13 protein-coding genes are annotated in these 13,755 nt (G+C 68.7%); 3 read left to right on the top strand and 10 right to left on the bottom strand.

Features of this window, described 5'->3' with window-relative positions:
* The 3 genes from DIE16_RS33770 to DIE16_RS33760 form a co-directional block, all read right to left on the bottom strand.
* Nucleotides 1-379, bottom strand: a 379-nt coding sequence (locus DIE16_RS33770; RefSeq protein WP_148093549.1) for a RidA family protein, incomplete at its 3' end; no start/stop codon positions are given.
* Nucleotides 380-502: 123 nt separating this feature from the next.
* Nucleotides 503-1,984 (bottom strand): amidohydrolase family protein, encoded by a 1,482-nt coding sequence (locus tag DIE16_RS33765; protein WP_124488597.1) that lies wholly within the window; start codon nucleotides 1,982-1,984, stop codon nucleotides 503-505.
* Nucleotides 1,985-1,986: 2 nt separating this feature from the next.
* Complete coding sequence (locus DIE16_RS33760) at nucleotides 1,987-2,916, bottom strand: MurR/RpiR family transcriptional regulator (protein ID WP_124521034.1); 930 nt, start codon at nucleotides 2,914-2,916, stop codon at nucleotides 1,987-1,989.
* Nucleotides 2,917-3,035: 119 nt separating this feature from the next.
* On the opposite strand from DIE16_RS33760, the gene DIE16_RS33755 reads away from it, so the two are divergent.
* Together DIE16_RS33755 and DIE16_RS33750 are read left to right on the top strand one after the other, a co-directional pair.
* The gene (locus tag DIE16_RS33755) at nucleotides 3,036-4,316 is read left to right on the top strand and encodes an amino acid deaminase (protein WP_124521032.1); all 1,281 of its coding nucleotides are present in this window, start codon (nucleotides 3,036-3,038) and stop codon (nucleotides 4,314-4,316) included.
* 178 nt (nucleotides 4,317-4,494) lie between these two features.
* A complete protein-coding gene (locus tag DIE16_RS33750; protein WP_044848600.1) occupies nucleotides 4,495-5,076 on the top strand; it encodes a DJ-1/PfpI family protein in 582 nt (193 codons plus the stop codon).
* Between the two features lie 120 nt (nucleotides 5,077-5,196).
* Here the strand turns inward: DIE16_RS33750 and DIE16_RS33745 are convergent, their stop codons facing one another.
* Both DIE16_RS33745 and DIE16_RS33740 read right to left on the bottom strand, forming a co-directional pair.
* A complete protein-coding gene (locus DIE16_RS33745; protein WP_124521030.1) occupies nucleotides 5,197-5,643 on the bottom strand; it encodes a MarR family winged helix-turn-helix transcriptional regulator in 447 nt (148 codons plus the stop codon).
* Nucleotides 5,644-5,677: 34 nt separating this feature from the next.
* Nucleotides 5,678-7,273 (bottom strand): MDR family MFS transporter, encoded by a 1,596-nt coding sequence (locus DIE16_RS33740; protein WP_124521029.1) that lies wholly within the window; start codon nucleotides 7,271-7,273, stop codon nucleotides 5,678-5,680.
* A 110-nt stretch (nucleotides 7,274-7,383) separates the two neighbouring features.
* Between DIE16_RS33740 and DIE16_RS33735 the strand changes: the two genes are divergently transcribed.
* Complete coding sequence (locus tag DIE16_RS33735; RefSeq protein ID WP_044848597.1) at nucleotides 7,384-8,226, top strand: EcsC family protein; 843 nt, start codon at nucleotides 7,384-7,386, stop codon at nucleotides 8,224-8,226.
* Here the strand turns inward: DIE16_RS33735 and DIE16_RS33730 are convergent.
* The 5 genes from DIE16_RS33730 to DIE16_RS33710 form a co-directional block, all read right to left on the bottom strand.
* The gene (locus DIE16_RS33730; RefSeq protein WP_124488593.1) at nucleotides 8,196-9,158 is read right to left on the bottom strand and encodes an alpha/beta hydrolase; all 963 of its coding nucleotides are present in this window, start codon (nucleotides 9,156-9,158) and stop codon (nucleotides 8,196-8,198) included. The genes DIE16_RS33735 and DIE16_RS33730 overlap by 31 nt on opposite strands.
* 116 nt (nucleotides 9,159-9,274) lie before the next feature.
* A complete protein-coding gene (locus DIE16_RS33725) occupies nucleotides 9,275-9,709 on the bottom strand; it encodes a CHRD domain-containing protein (protein ID WP_044848607.1) in 435 nt (144 codons plus the stop codon).
* A gap of 361 nt (nucleotides 9,710-10,070) precedes the next feature.
* The gene (locus tag DIE16_RS33720; protein ID WP_124521025.1) at nucleotides 10,071-10,844 is read right to left on the bottom strand and encodes a class II aldolase/adducin family protein; all 774 of its coding nucleotides are present in this window, start codon (nucleotides 10,842-10,844) and stop codon (nucleotides 10,071-10,073) included.
* A 247-nt stretch (nucleotides 10,845-11,091) separates the two neighbouring features.
* Nucleotides 11,092-12,717, bottom strand: coding sequence for a phospholipase D family protein (locus tag DIE16_RS33715; RefSeq protein WP_124488591.1), 1,626 nt, complete (start codon nucleotides 12,715-12,717; stop codon nucleotides 11,092-11,094).
* Between the two features lie 234 nt (nucleotides 12,718-12,951).
* Complete coding sequence (locus DIE16_RS33710; protein WP_124488590.1) at nucleotides 12,952-13,668, bottom strand: FadR/GntR family transcriptional regulator; 717 nt, start codon at nucleotides 13,666-13,668, stop codon at nucleotides 12,952-12,954.
* Nucleotides 13,669-13,755 lie beyond the last annotated feature (87 nt).

Here is a 13,755-nt window from a genome sequence, read left to right as displayed (position 1 = left end):
CCGGCGGCTTGTAAGCGATGCAATCGACCTCGACCTTGCAATCGATGACCATGCTCGACTGCACGCACGCGCGTGCCGGCGGATGCTCGCCGAAGTACGACACGAACACCTTGTTGAACGACGCGAAATCGCGTGCGTCGTCGAGCCACACGCCGCAGCGCACGACGTGCTCGAGGCCGTAGCCGGCTTCCTTCAGGATCGCGATCACGTTCTCGATCGTCTGCTTCGACTGCGTGACGATCCCGCCTTCGACGACCTCGCCGTTCACCATCGGCGTCTGGCCCGACACGTACAGCCAGCCGTCGGCCTCGACCGCGCGTGCAAACGGCATCACCTGCCCGCCGGTACCCTTCGCTTCGCCCACGCCATATCGCTTCATCGTTTCACTCCTGGTTGGTCGACCGGCCTCGGCGCGCAAGCGCCGGCGCCGGTCCCATGCAACACACGGTTGCGGATGCGCGCGCCGGCATGGCGCACGCGGCAAATCGGATCAGGACCGCGTTCAGAACGCGGCGTCGGCACTCGCCGCCACGCGCTCGCCGCGCGCGACGAAACCGCCGGCGCGCTCGCCGGTCGGCTGGCCGTTCTCGTAGGTCAGCACGCCGTTCACCCACACCGCGTCGATCCCGTGCGCGGGCTGTTGCGGCTTCTCGAACGTCGCCGCATCGATCACGCGCGCCGGATCGAACAGCACGAGATCCGCGTGGTAGCCGACGTGCACCTCGCCGCGCCGCGCGATCCCGTAGCGGCGCGCGGACAGCGACGTCATCTTGCGGATCGCCTCCTCGAGCGGCAGCAGGTTCGTGTCGCGCACGTAGTGCCCGAGCACGCGCGGGAACGCGCCCCACAGCCGCGGGTGCGGCAGCGGATCGTTCGGCAGGCCATCCGAGCCGACCATCGTCGCCGGATGCGACAGGATGCGGCGCACGTCGTCCTCGGACATGTTGTGGTACACGGCGCCGGCCGGGCGGATCCGCTGCGCGGCCTCCTGCTCGGTCACGCCCCAGTCGGCCGCGATCGCCTTCAGCAGCTTGCCCGCGACTTCCGGATGCGGCTCCGACCACGTGATCGTGATGTCGATGTCGCCCGTCACCTGCTTCAGGTCGAGCGTCGACGAACTGCGGCTGTACGGATAGCAGTCGCAGCCGACCGGCTGGTAGCGGCGCGCGCCTTCGAGCGACGCGAGCACCTCGGTGCTGCGCCCCCAGTTCGACGGGCCTGCGCACTTCAGGTGCGAGATCACGACCGGCACCTGCGCGTGACGGCCGACGCGGTACGCCTCGTCCATCGCGTCGAGGATCGCGTCGAATTCGGTGCGCATGTGCGTCGTGTAGAGCGCGCCCGCGTTCGCGAGCGGCTCGGCGAGCGCCATCACTTCCTCGGCCGGCGCCGCGAACGCGGAGCCGTACGCAAGGCCCGACGACAGCCCGAGCGCGCCGTTCGCGAGCGCTTCCTCGAGTTGCGTGCGCATCCCGGCGATTTCGCCGTCGGTCGCCGCGCGGTCGAGGCGGTCCATCTGGTTGTTGCGCAGCGCGGTGTGCCCGACGAGCGCCGCGACGTTCACGGCCGGACGCGCGTCGTTGACGGCCGCGACGTAGGCAGCGAAGGTCGGATAGCGGAACGCGTCGCGATCGCCGAGCAGGTTCATCGGGTCGGGCGGATCGCCCGCGAGCGTCACCGGCGACGCGCTGATCCCGCAGTTGCCGACGATCACGGTCGTCACGCCTTGCGAGATCTTCGGCAGCATCTGCGGCGCGCGGATCACGTGCGTGTCGTCGTGCGTGTGCACGTCGACGAAGCCCGGCGCGAGCGCGCGGCCGTTCGCATCGACGACGGTCTCGGCAAGCCAGTTCGACAGGTTGCCGATCGCCGCGATCACGCCGTTGCGGATCGCGACGTCGCGCGTGACGGGCGGTGCGCCCGTGCCGTCGTACAGCTGCGCGCCGACGATCAGCGTATCGGCGGCTTCGGGATGCGAATGCATGGTCAGTCTCCTACCGGTTGACGGTCTCCGCCGCCGCGGTGCGCATCGAGCGCATGCTTGATGCGGCGCAGCGATTCTCGGCCCGCATCGCCGAGCCGCAGCGCGACTCCGGTGACGAGCACGTCGATCGCCATCATCATCGCGTAGCGCGATGTCGAAGGCTTGTAGATGAAATCGGTTTCGAACGCGACGACCGGGATCAGGTGGTCGGCGAGCTTCGCGAGCGGCGAAGCCGGCGCGGTGATCGCGATCAGCTTCGCGCCGTAGCGCTTCGCGAGGCGGCAGCTCTCGAGCAGCTCGGGCACGCGCCCGCTCACCGACAGCGCGACGACCACGGTGTCGCGCGACAGCGTCGCCGATACCATCCGCTGCAGCAGGCTGTCCTGGTAGCTCGCGACCGGCCGCCCGAAGCGCACGAGCCGGAAGCGCAGTTCGTCGGCGAGCGCGGTCGAGCCGCCGCCCTGCCCGTACACGTAGACCATCTTCGCGCCGGCGAGGAGATCGGCCGCGGCATCGAACGACGTGTTGCGCAGCAGCTGGTGGTTGTGCGCGAGCGCGACGCGGATCTCGTCGTAGACGACCGATGCCGGGCTCGCGTCCGCTTCCGCAGGCTCGCCGGACGGCACGAGAAAGCGCTGGCCGACCGCCGCCGCCTGCGCGACGAGCACCTTCAGTTCGCGCACGTCGCGGCAGCCGACGGCCTTCGCGAACCGCGTGACCGTCGCGACGCTGACTTCCGCGTCGCGCGCGAGCGCGCCGATGCTCGCATGCGCGGCGCGCGCGAGATCGGCGAGGATGAAGGCCGCGACCTTGCGTTCGGCCTCGCGCAGCTCGGGCGCGCATTCGGCGATCCGCGCGACGATGTCGAGGACCGGCTGGGCAACCGGTTGCTCGGCGGTGAACGGAACGGACGGAGTGGCGGACGAATTCATCTGCGGAAAAGGGTATGGCGCTTTATGTTACTAAATAACATCACCGCGCCGATGCTACTTTCTGTACCATCTGCATGTCAACTTCAGTGCAATGCATAGTGATGATGGAGCGGGATGACATGAAAGTTACAAACTATCAGGAACCGACAATCAATCCGTTGGGCAAGGGCCTCGGCAACCTGCCGAGCGCGAGCGTGCCGCTCGACGACGCAGGCCGCCTCGAGTGGAACCTGCTCGCGGAAGACGTCAGCCTGCCGGCAGCGGTGCTGTATGAGGATCGCATCGAACACAATCTGAACTGGATGCAGGCGTTCGTCCAGCAGTACGGCGCGCAGTTCGCGCCGCACGGCAAGACGACGATGGCGCCGCAACTGTTCCGCCGCCAGCTCGCCGCCGGCGCGTGGGGCATCACGCTCGCGACCGCGCACCAGACGCAGGCCGCGTATCACGGCGGCGTGCGCCGCGTGCTGCTCGCGAACCAGCTGGTCGGCCGCCAGAACATGACGATCATCGCGGGGCTGCTGTCCGATCCCGACTTCGAGTTCTTCTGCCTCGTCGATTCGGCCGACAGCGTCGACCAGCTCGGCCGCTTCTTCGGCGAAGCGAAGAAAACGCTGAACGTGCTGATCGAGCTCGGCGTGCCGGGCGGCCGCGCGGGCGTGCGCGACGCCGCGCAGCGCACCGCCGTGCTCGATGCGATCGCGCGCTATCCGGACACGCTGAAGCTGGCCGGCATCGAACTCTACGAAGGCGTGCTGAAGGAGGAAGGCGAGATCCGCGCGTTCCTGCAGGACGCGGTCGCGTTCACGCGCGAGCTGGCCGAAGCCGGCCGCTTCGCGCGCACGCCGGCGATCCTGTCGGGTGCCGGCTCGGCGTGGTACGACGTGGTCGCGGAGGAATTCGCGAAGGCGTCCGATGACGGTTTCGCGGAAGTCGTGCTGCGTCCGGGCTGCTACCTGACGCACGACGTCGGCATCTACAAGAAGGCGCAGACCGACGTGTTCGCGCGGAACCCGATCGCCCGCAGGATGGGCGAAGGGCTGCTGCCGGCGCTGCAGCTGTGGGCGTACGTGCAATCGGTGCCGGAAGCCGACCGCGCGATCATCGCGCTCGGCAAGCGCGACGCGGCGTTCGACGCGGGCCTGCCCGAGCCGGCGCGCCACTTCCGCCCGGGTCGCGACAGCGCGCCGCGCGACGTCGCCGCGAGCGAAGGCTGGGCCGTCACCGGGATGATGGACCAGCACGCGTACCTGCAGATCCCGCCGGGCGCGGACGTGAAGGTCGGCGACATGGTCGCGTTCGATATCTCGCATCCGTGCCTGACGTTCGACAAGTGGCGCCAGCTGCTCGTGCTCGATCCGCAGTTCCGCGTGACGGAAGTCGTCGAAACCTTCTTCTGACGCCTGGCGCGCCATCGCGCCGCCTCGCCGCCCCACCGCAGCGCGGGGCGGCCGTCACGCGCGCTTCAATCTGCCGGAGTACACTGCGCTTTCGTCCTCGGGGCTGCTTCGGCGCCGCAGCGCATGCCTGCCGCGCCCGGCGCGAACGGCCCCTCAACGCTGTTCAATGGAGAAAGCCATGGCCGCGAAGAAGATCCTGTTCCTGACCGGTGATTTCGCCGAAGACTACGAAACGATGGTGCCGTTCCAGGCGCTGCAGGCCGTCGGCCATCACGTCGATGCAGTCTGCCCGGGCAAGCGCGCGGGCGACAAGGTCAAGACCGCGATCCACGATTTCGAGGGCGACCAGACCTACACCGAGAAGCCCGGCCACAATTTCACGCTGAACGCGACGTTCGACGACGTCGATGCGGCGGGCTACGACGCGCTCGCGATCGCGGGCGGCCGCGCGCCGGAATACCTGCGTCTCGACGCGAAGGTGATCGCGCTGGTGCGCGCGTTCGCCGAAGCCGGCAAGCCGATCGCCGCGATCTGCCATGCGGCGCAGCTGCTCGCGGCCGCCGACGTGATCCGCGGCAAGCGCATCTCGGCCTACCCGGCCTGCGCGCCCGAAGTAAAGCTCGCGGGCGGCGAGTATGCGGACATCCCGGTCGACGCGGCCGTGACCGACGCGCCGTTCGTCACCGCGCCCGCGTGGCCCGCGCATCCGGCGTGGCTCGCGCAGTTCCTCGCGCTGCTCGGCACGCGCATCGAGCTGTGAACGAGGTGGAATGAATTGAAGTGAAACGCCGGCCGGCGGCGGGTTCGCGCAGCCCGCATGCCGCGCCGATCAAGACCGGCCGACGGGGCGCATCCCGTCGCGCCGCTTCCGCACCGCCCTTCAGTGCGATGCCGGCGTCGAGCCGACATCCGCAATCCGCGACTCCAGCATCGCCAGCGCGCCCGACAGGGCGGTCAGCACGTCGTCCGGCAGTTGCGCCATCGTCTGGTCGAGGAACGCCTTGCGGCGCGGCAGGCACGCGTCGAACGCGGCGCGGCCCTCGGCGGTCAGCGTGACGTTGGTCACGCGGTTGTCGCGCGCATCGGACGCGCGCTCGATCCAGCCGAGCGCGTCGAGCGACTTCAACTGGCGCGTGAGCGCGCCCGGATCGATGCGCAGCACCTCGACGAGCTTCTTCTGCGACGAATGCCCGTCCATCGTGTGCAGCGCGACCATGATGCGCCAGCGCGGCATCGGCTGCCCGACGTGCGTTTCGAACGCGGTCATGAACGCGCGATACGTGCGTCCGAATTGCTGCAAGATCGCGACGCGGTCCTGTTCTTCCATGCGCTGATGCCTACTCGTTCAATCGGTGAATCGTTCAATCGGCCGCGACATGCGGCTCGATCTTGTGCCGCAGCGCGATCGGCGGCACGCGGCGGGACTGCCACACCGACACCACGGCGACGACGGCCGCCATCGCGACACCCAGGTGAATCGCGCCGACCAGCGATTCGCGGGCCGTTTCCAGCAGCAGCGCGCCATTATGCCCGGCGCGGGTCAGCTCCGCGACCAGACCGCCTTGCGCGGCGCGGTCGATCAGGATCTGCGGATCGGCGAGCTGCGCGTGCCACTGCAGCGCGTGCTCGCCCGACAGCGCGTCGCGCACACCGCTCGAATACATCTGGTTGACCAGCGTGCCCGTGAGCGCGGTGCCGATCATCCCGCCGACCATGCGCAGCGACTGCAGCAGCGCGGTCGCGATGCCGAGGTGCTCGCGGCCGGCCGTCTGCTGCGCGAACACGGTGAGGTTCGGCAGCACGAAGCCGAGGCCGATACCGCCCGCGACCATCAGCGCCATCAGCATCCAGGTCGGCGTCGTGTGCGTCGACACGACGATGCCCGCGCATGCGATCGCGAACAGCACGAAACCGACGTGCAGCATCGCGTTCGGATTGCGGATGCGCGTGACGACGCGGCCGTTCATGATGCTGCCGATCGTGATGAACACGACGAGCGGCGTGATCACGAGCCCCGCCGCCTTCGGCGACATCCCGAAGCCGCCCTGGAACAGCAGCGGCGCGTAGAACAAGAGCGAGAACATCGAGAAGCCGGCCAGGATCGCGAGCACGAACAGCGCCGACAGCGCGCGGTTGCCGAACATGTCGAACGGCAGAATCGGCTGCGCGCAGCGCTTTTCCCAATGCCACAAGCCGATGCCGGCGCCGACCGCGACGACCAGCAGCAGCGAGGCCCAGCTCATCACGCCGTACTTCGGCAGCCATTCGACGAACAGCTGCAGCGCACCGAGCGAGACCGCGATCAGCAGCGCGCCGGGCCAGTCGAGCCGCATCTTGCGGTCGTGCTCGACGTGCCGCAGGTGCGGCAGGTAGCGCCACACGAAGAACAGCGACAGCAGGCCGACCGGCAGGTTGACGTAGAACACCGAGCGCCAGCCGAACGACTGGGTCAGGATCCCGCCGAGCGACGGTCCGACCGCGTTCGCGATGCCGAACGCGGAGCTCATCAGCACCTGCCAGCGCAACCGCACGACGGAATCGGGGAACAAATCGGGAATGCACGCGAACGCGGTACCGACCAGCATCCCGCCGCCGATCCCCTGCAGGCCGCGCGCGAGCACCAGGAACAGCATGTCGTTGGCCATCCCGCACAGCACCGATGCGCCGGTGAACACGACGATCGACGCGATCACGAACCACTTACGGCCGTAGTAGTCGCCGAGGCGGCCGAAGATCGGCACGGTGATCACGGAACTGAGCAGGTACGAGGTCGCGACCCACGCGTACAGGTCGAAACCCCTCAACTCGGCGACGATGGTCGGCAACGCGGTGCCGACGACCGTCTGGTCGAGCGCGACGAGCATGGTGACGAACGAGATCCCGATCATCGCCAGCAGCGATTCGCGGAACGGCAGGACTTGCCCGCTCGAATGGTGGGCGGCAGTATGGACGGCCATTTTTTGTTGATGCAACTTTTGACGAGTCAAACAATCTCAAAATTCTAGCACGGCGGAGTAATCTAGGCCGGCGAAGGTGCGGGGCCCGTTCCCCACCATCAAGGAGAAAGATGGAACCGATTTCAATCACGCCTGCCGCGACGCTGTCGCCGGAAGACCAGGATGCGTTGCGACGCGCGAAACAGGTGCTGGAAAGCCCGTCGCTGACGATGAAGCTGACCGGCGTGCTGGGCGCGCCGGTCGAGAAGATGATCGCGCGGCTGCCGGACTTCGCGACCGGCAAGATCAACGACGCGACGCAGCTTGCGCTGCGCAAGTGCCTGAACATCGCGCTGCGCACGCTCGGCAAGCCGCAGACGCCCGATGCCGAGCCGGACAAGCCGAGCAACCTGCTGCACAAGCTCGCGGTCGCGACGACCGGCGCGGCGGGCGGCGCGTTCGGCTTCCTCGCGCTGCCGGTCGAGCTGCCGGTCACGACCACGCTGATCTTCCGCTCGGTATGCGACATCGCGCGCAGCGAGGGCGAGGACCTGGGCTCGGTGGACACGCAGCTGCAGTGCCTGGCCGTGCTCGGCATGGGCGGCAACCCGGACAAGCGGGAAGAGGACGCCGATCTCGGCTATTTCGTGCTGCGCGGCGCGCTCGCGCAGGCGATTTCGAAGGCGTCGTCGGACATCACGACGAAAGGGATCGCCGCGCACAGCTCGGCGGCGGTATTCAAGCTCGTGCAGACGGTGGCATCACGCTTCTCGGTGCAGGTCACCGAGCAGATGGCCGCGAAGTCGATCCCGGCGATCGGCGCGGTGCTCGGCGCGACCGTCAACACGCTGTTCATCGACCACTTCCAGCAGATGGCGCACGGCCACTTCACCGTGCGCCGGCTCGAGCGCAAGTACGGCTCGGTGGCGGTACAGGCCGCGTATCAGGCGATCGACGGCTCGCCCGCGCGCTGAACCGCCCGCTCGACCGCGACGCGGCGCAGGAACGCGGCCGCCCGGTCGAGCGCGGCGCGCGACTCCGGCACCATCGGCGTGTACAGCTGCCACACGTGCGGCATGTCGGGCCACACCTCGATCTCCACCGGCACGCCGGCCGCTTTCGCGCTGTCGGCGACGCGGCGCGCGTCGTCGAGCAGCACCTCGGTGCTGCCGGCCTGGATGAAGAGCGGCGGCAGCCCGGTGAAGTCCGCATAGAGCGGCGACGCGTACGGATGCGTCGCCGATGCGTCGCCCAGATACAGTTGCGCCGCCTTCGGCAGCGCCGCGGCCGCGAACATCGGGTCGAGGCCGTCGTTGCTGCGCATCGTCGCGCCGGTGCCGGCCAGGTCGGTCCAGGGCGAGAACAGGATCGCGCCGGCCGGCAACGGTTCGCCACGATCGCGCAGCGCGACGAGCGTCGCAAGCGCGAGGCCGCCGCCCGCGGAATCGCCGCCGAACACAATCGACTCGGGCGGCGTGCCGAGCGCGAGCAATTGCCGGTACGCGGCCAGCGCGTCGTCGAGCGCGGCCGGGAAGCGGCTCTCGGGTGCGAGCCGGTAATCGAGCGAGAACGAGCGCACGCCCGCGCGCTTGGTGAGGCCGAACACGAGCGGCCGATGGGTTTTCGTCGAACAGAAGTAGTAGCCGCCGCCGTGGAAGTACAGCAACGTGCGGCCGGGCCCGCGCGCGCCGAGCGCATCGGTGCGTTCGAGCCATTCGCCCCGCAGCGGCGCGTCGCCGGGACGGTAGCATTCGCGCAGCCGGTAGCCCGACGGCGCGCGACGCGGCACGACCGTTCTGAGGTCGGTGAAGCGCCGCGCGCGGGCGGGATCGAGCACCGGGCGCGTGGTCTCGGGACGAAACTGCCGGCGCAGCAGCCAGCACGCGAACTTGCTTTGCCAACTCATCGAACCTACTCCGTCATCGCAGTGTCACGATGGTACGTGCGATCGTTGCCGCGCCGCTCGACGGGAGCCTCTACATCAAACGCCAGCCTCGGTTTGCCGGCCTAGGTTCGCCTGCCTCAGTTCGCCGGCATCACCTGGCCGCGGATCTCGCCGGCCGGATGCTCCTTCGTGTGCACGTTGAAGTACCACTTGCCGCTCATCAGGTCGGTCACCTGCGCGTCGGTGAGCGCTTTCGATCCCTTGATCGGGCTCGCGAGCTCGTCCTTCGGGATCGGCACCTGCACGCCGGCGTTCTGGCCGACCGGCGCGGGCCCGTGGAAGTGCGCGGCGGTCGCCGGCCCCGTGAGGTGTTCGTAAGTCACCGTCCACTGCAGCAGGTGGCTGGCCGTGTCGTAGGTCGCATCGACGGCGCCGGCGCCCTTGGTCGCGGTGGGCGGCACTTCGCTCGACGGCTGCAGGTTGGCGGACAGGCGCACCGTTTCGGCGGCGGCGCTGCCGGCGGCCAGCACGCCCGCGAGCAACGCCACCTGGAGCAAACGCAGCTTCGGCATGAATTCTCCTTGTACGACGTGGTACGCCACCCGGCCGGGGGACGCTCCATGATGGTAGTCGATCGCCGCCGATCCGGCAGCCCGCGCGTCGCGCGCCAGCCTGACGGAACCTGGAAGAGACCTTTGCAGCACGCGCCCTGAATCTGCGCGCGGCCTTTCGCTACACTTCGTCTCACAGTTGCTTGTTTCCTTCGTCCGAAGGAGTCTGCGAGTATTCACGCGGCCATCCGGCCGCGTTTTTTTTTGCGCGTGCCGCATGGCATACGGGCATCGTCCGGCACCTTCCGCTGCGCTCACCATCAAGCGTCGCGAATCGATTTCGCCGCGGCGGTCTAGCCCGGCATCGCGCCGGCACCGCGCCTCACGCGCGATAGCCGGGATCGATGCGATCGACGATGCGCTGCAACGCGTCGAACGCGTCCTGCCCCGCACCATGCTTCGGATCGAAATTCAGCGAATCGCGCACGCAGCCCTCCAGCACCGGCGGCGCGATCGGCAGTGCATCGCCGATCGCATGGGTCGCGACCTGCACCTCGCACGCACGATTGAGCAGCCACATCAACGAGAAGGTCTGCGCGAGCGTCGCGCCGATCGTCACGGGCCCGTGGTTGCGCAGCAGCAGCACGGGCCGCCCGCCGGCGCTCTCGACGATGCGCCGCCCTTCCTCGAGATGCACGGTGATGCCCTCGAAATCGTGATACGCGATCTTCCCGTACAGCTGCGCCGAATAGAAGTTCGAGAACGACAGCCCGTCGCGCGAGCAGCACACGGCCATCGTCGGCGTCGTATGCACGTGCATCACGCAGTGCGCGTCGGGCAGCGCCGCATGAATCGCGCTGTGGAAGGTGAAGCCGGCCGGATTGATCGGCCAGTCGGAATGGCCGATCACATTGCCGTCGAGGTCGATCTTCACGAGGTTCGACGCGCACACCTCGCGGTAATGGAGCCCGAACGGATTGATCAGGAAATGACCGTCCTCGCCCGGCACGCGCAGCGAGATATGGTTGTAGATCAGCTCGGTCCAGCCGAGATGGTCGAAGATCCGGTAGGCGGCCGCGAGCTGCACGCGCGCCTGCCACTCGATTTCGGAAAAACGGGCGGGACGCGTGAACGGCTGGTTGGGTACACGTTGCATGGGGCACTCCGGTTGCGGGCTTGCGCGGCCGCGCGGGCGGCGCGCGTATCGTCCCTCGTCTCCTGGCGGCGCACGCGGCGTGCTTGGCGCACATGGCGCGTGCGGCGCGTCGTTCGGCACCGCTTCCGCCCGCATTGCGCGAGCCGTCCGGCGGCACCCTTCACGATACGCATATCGTTGCGCGCACAACCATATCACCTTTCCCCGCGCACCGGTATCGCGGGTTTGGCCCGAGCCGTTCCGGCCCTTACAACTGGTCGTCGACCGGCAGCAGCATGAAAAGGCCGGTCATCACGTTGCGCAGCAGCCCGGCATGCGGATCGACGTGATAGAGGGTCGACTGGCCGCCGTCGACGCCCGTCCATTCGAGTGCCGGCGGCCCGCCGTCCATTTGCTTCACGAGCGTGACGCGATAGCTTTCATCAGGCTGCGTCACCCGTGCGAAGATCTCCGCGGCCTGCTGCGCGAGCACCGGGCTGTGGATCACGAGCGCGAGCTCGGTGTTGAGGTGCGCCGAGCGCGGGTCGAGATTCAGCGAGCCGATCACCAGGATGTGCCGGTCGATCACGTACGCCTTCGCGTGCAGGCTCGCACGCGAGCGCGAGCCGAACAGCCGCGCGGACTGCTGGCCCGGCTGTGCCTTGAACTCGTACAGCTCGACGCCGCGCTCAAGCAACGGCACGCGGTACGGCGCGTAGCCGGCCTGCACCGCGACCGCGTCGGTCGCCGCGAGCGAATTCGTCACGATCGCGACGCGCACGCCGCGCCCGACCGTGTCGCCGAGGATCTTCACGCCGGCATCGTGCGGAACGAAGTACGGCGAAAACGCGAGGAATTCCTTCTGCGCGCCGCGCATCAGTTCGACGAGGCGCTGCATCGGCGGGCTCACGTATGCATCGGTCGGCTGCGCGACCTTGGTCGGCGCATCGACCTTGAATTCGGCCGGCGCCCACACGAGCGCGAGCTGGTCGCGCGCGATCTGCTGCGCGAGCGGTGTCGCGTTCAGCGGCTTCGCGTTGTACGGGTCGGCATTCTTGCGCCAGTGGTCGCGCAGCTCGTCGCGCATCGCGTCGAGATCCTTCGGAGCGAACGTCTGATGATTCAGCACGCGCAACGGATAGCTGCTCGCGCTCGCCCAGTAGCCGTCGAAGCTCTTCGAGACATCGTTCGTCACGGGGCCCGCGGCGAGCACGTCGAGATCGCGAAACTGCAACGTCGGGCTCGCACTGAAGTATTCGTCGCCGAGATTGCGGCCGCCGACGATCGCGAGCTGGTTGTCCGCGATCATCGCCTTGTTGTGCATCCGCCGCGTGAAGCTGTCGATCCGCGTGAAGTAGTTGGCCGTGCGCTCGACCATCCCGTATTGCGACGCGCCGAACGGATTGAACACGCGAATCTCGATGTTCGTGTGCGTGTTCAGCGCGGCCATGACGCGATCGATGTCGTGGAAGTTCAGGTCGTCGACCAGCATCCGCACGCGCACGCCGCGATCGGCCGCATACAGCGCCGCGCCCAGCAGCAGCTTGCCGGTCGTGTCCTCGGTCGCGATGTAGTACTGCATGTCGAGCGTCTTCGTCGCCGCGCGTGCGAGCGCGATGCGCATCTGCAGCGCGGTCGCGCCGTCGGGCAGCAGCCGGAAGCCCGACTGCCCCGGATGCGCGGCTTCCGGCGCGGCCAGCGCGGCGCGCAACGGCGTCGCGGTATCGGTCGGCAACGCGTGCGAGACGGGACGATCGAGCGTGGTGGCGGGCGGATGCGTCGCGCAGGCGGTGGCCAGCGACAGCAGCGCGCACACGGCGAGCGCGCAGGCCGGGCGGCCGACGGCGCGCAACGACAATGCGGCCGGCGCGCACCGGATCAAGGACGTGAGCACGGAAACTCCCTCGACAGGCGGATCAACGGGTCCGCAATCGCCGCGGCGCGCGGCTGACGGGCGGGTTCAATCGATTCTAGGGGGCGCCCGATGAACCGGTCAATCGTGCGCCCGGCGCATGCGGCGCCGAGCCGCCACGCATGCCGCGCGCGGCCGCGGCCCTGAACCGCGCCCGGCGGGCGTCCTCGGATTCGACCGCCAGGCGGACCCGCCGCGCCCATGGTCCAACCAATCTCACGGCGCGTCGTCGCTTCGCTCGAAGTGGCTGCGCACGTAGTCGATATGGGTCTGCATCGCCGTGCGCGCCTCCTCGGGCCGGTGCGCGCAGATCGCGTCGCAGACCACCCGGTGCTGCTGCAGCAGCAACTCCGATGCCTGCTCGTCGTGCGTGGTCATCCCCGCGACGTTGATCGAGATGTGCTCGCGCAGCATCCCGAGCACGCTCGTGTGCAGGTGCAGGAACATCGTGTTGTGCGACGCGAGCGCGATCGCCTCGTGCAGCTTCGCGTCGGCCGACGCCTCGAGGGCCGCGTCGTCGTTCGCGTGCGCGGTCTCGAGCTCGCGCAGCAGCGCGCGGATCCGGCGCCGGTCGTGCGCGTCGGCGCGCAGCGCGGCGAAATACGCGGTCGCGCCTTCGAGCACGCGGCGAAACTCGAGTATGTCGTCGCGCAGCGCCGGATGGTCGGCAACCAGTTGGCCCCACGGCGACGCGATGCCCGCGCGCAACTGGTCCGTCACGTAGACGCCCGCGCCGCGCCGGCTCTGCAGCAGCCCGCGCGCGACGAGCCGCTGGGTCGCCTCGCGCACCGTATTGCGCGCGACGCCGTACTGCTGCGCGAGCACGCGCTCGGCCGGCAGCCGCGCGCCGGCCGGCCACGTGCCGTCGAGCAGCGCCGTCTCGATCTTGCGCATCACCACTTCGGTCCGGCCCCGTGCCGTCATCGCCGCCATCGCCGTCTCCCCATCCGGAATACCCGTCACGCCGATTGGCCCAACCAATTTGAGCTGCGGCGCCGTCGCGGGAATTATGCAGCGAAA

Origin of the sequence: Burkholderia sp. Bp9090 (assembly GCF_003857985.1) — a bacterium.
Taxonomy (GTDB): domain Bacteria; phylum Pseudomonadota; class Gammaproteobacteria; order Burkholderiales; family Burkholderiaceae; genus Burkholderia.
This window is presented reverse-complemented; position numbering and strand designations above follow the sequence as displayed.

Coding starts and splice junctions, on each gene's coding strand:
- DIE16_RS33765 (WP_124488597.1), bottom strand. CDS start 1,984: ATGCATTCGCATCCCGAAGCCGCCGATACGCTGATCGTCGGCGCGCAG.
- DIE16_RS33760 (WP_124521034.1), bottom strand. CDS start 2,916: ATGAATTCGTCCGCCACTCCGTCCGTTCCGTTCACCGCCGAGCAACCG.
- DIE16_RS33755 (WP_124521032.1), top strand. CDS start 3,036: ATGAAAGTTACAAACTATCAGGAACCGACAATCAATCCGTTGGGCAAG.
- DIE16_RS33750 (WP_044848600.1), top strand. CDS start 4,495: ATGGCCGCGAAGAAGATCCTGTTCCTGACCGGTGATTTCGCCGAAGAC.
- DIE16_RS33745 (WP_124521030.1), bottom strand. CDS start 5,643: ATGGAAGAACAGGACCGCGTCGCGATCTTGCAGCAATTCGGACGCACG.
- DIE16_RS33740 (WP_124521029.1), bottom strand. CDS start 7,273: ATGGCCGTCCATACTGCCGCCCACCATTCGAGCGGGCAAGTCCTGCCG.
- DIE16_RS33735 (WP_044848597.1), top strand. CDS start 7,384: ATGGAACCGATTTCAATCACGCCTGCCGCGACGCTGTCGCCGGAAGAC.
- DIE16_RS33730 (WP_124488593.1), bottom strand. CDS start 9,158: ATGAGTTGGCAAAGCAAGTTCGCGTGCTGGCTGCTGCGCCGGCAGTTT.
- DIE16_RS33725 (WP_044848607.1), bottom strand. CDS start 9,709: ATGCCGAAGCTGCGTTTGCTCCAGGTGGCGTTGCTCGCGGGCGTGCTG.
- DIE16_RS33720 (WP_124521025.1), bottom strand. CDS start 10,844: ATGCAACGTGTACCCAACCAGCCGTTCACGCGTCCCGCCCGTTTTTCC.
- DIE16_RS33710 (WP_124488590.1), bottom strand. CDS start 13,668: ATGGCGGCGATGACGGCACGGGGCCGGACCGAAGTGGTGATGCGCAAG.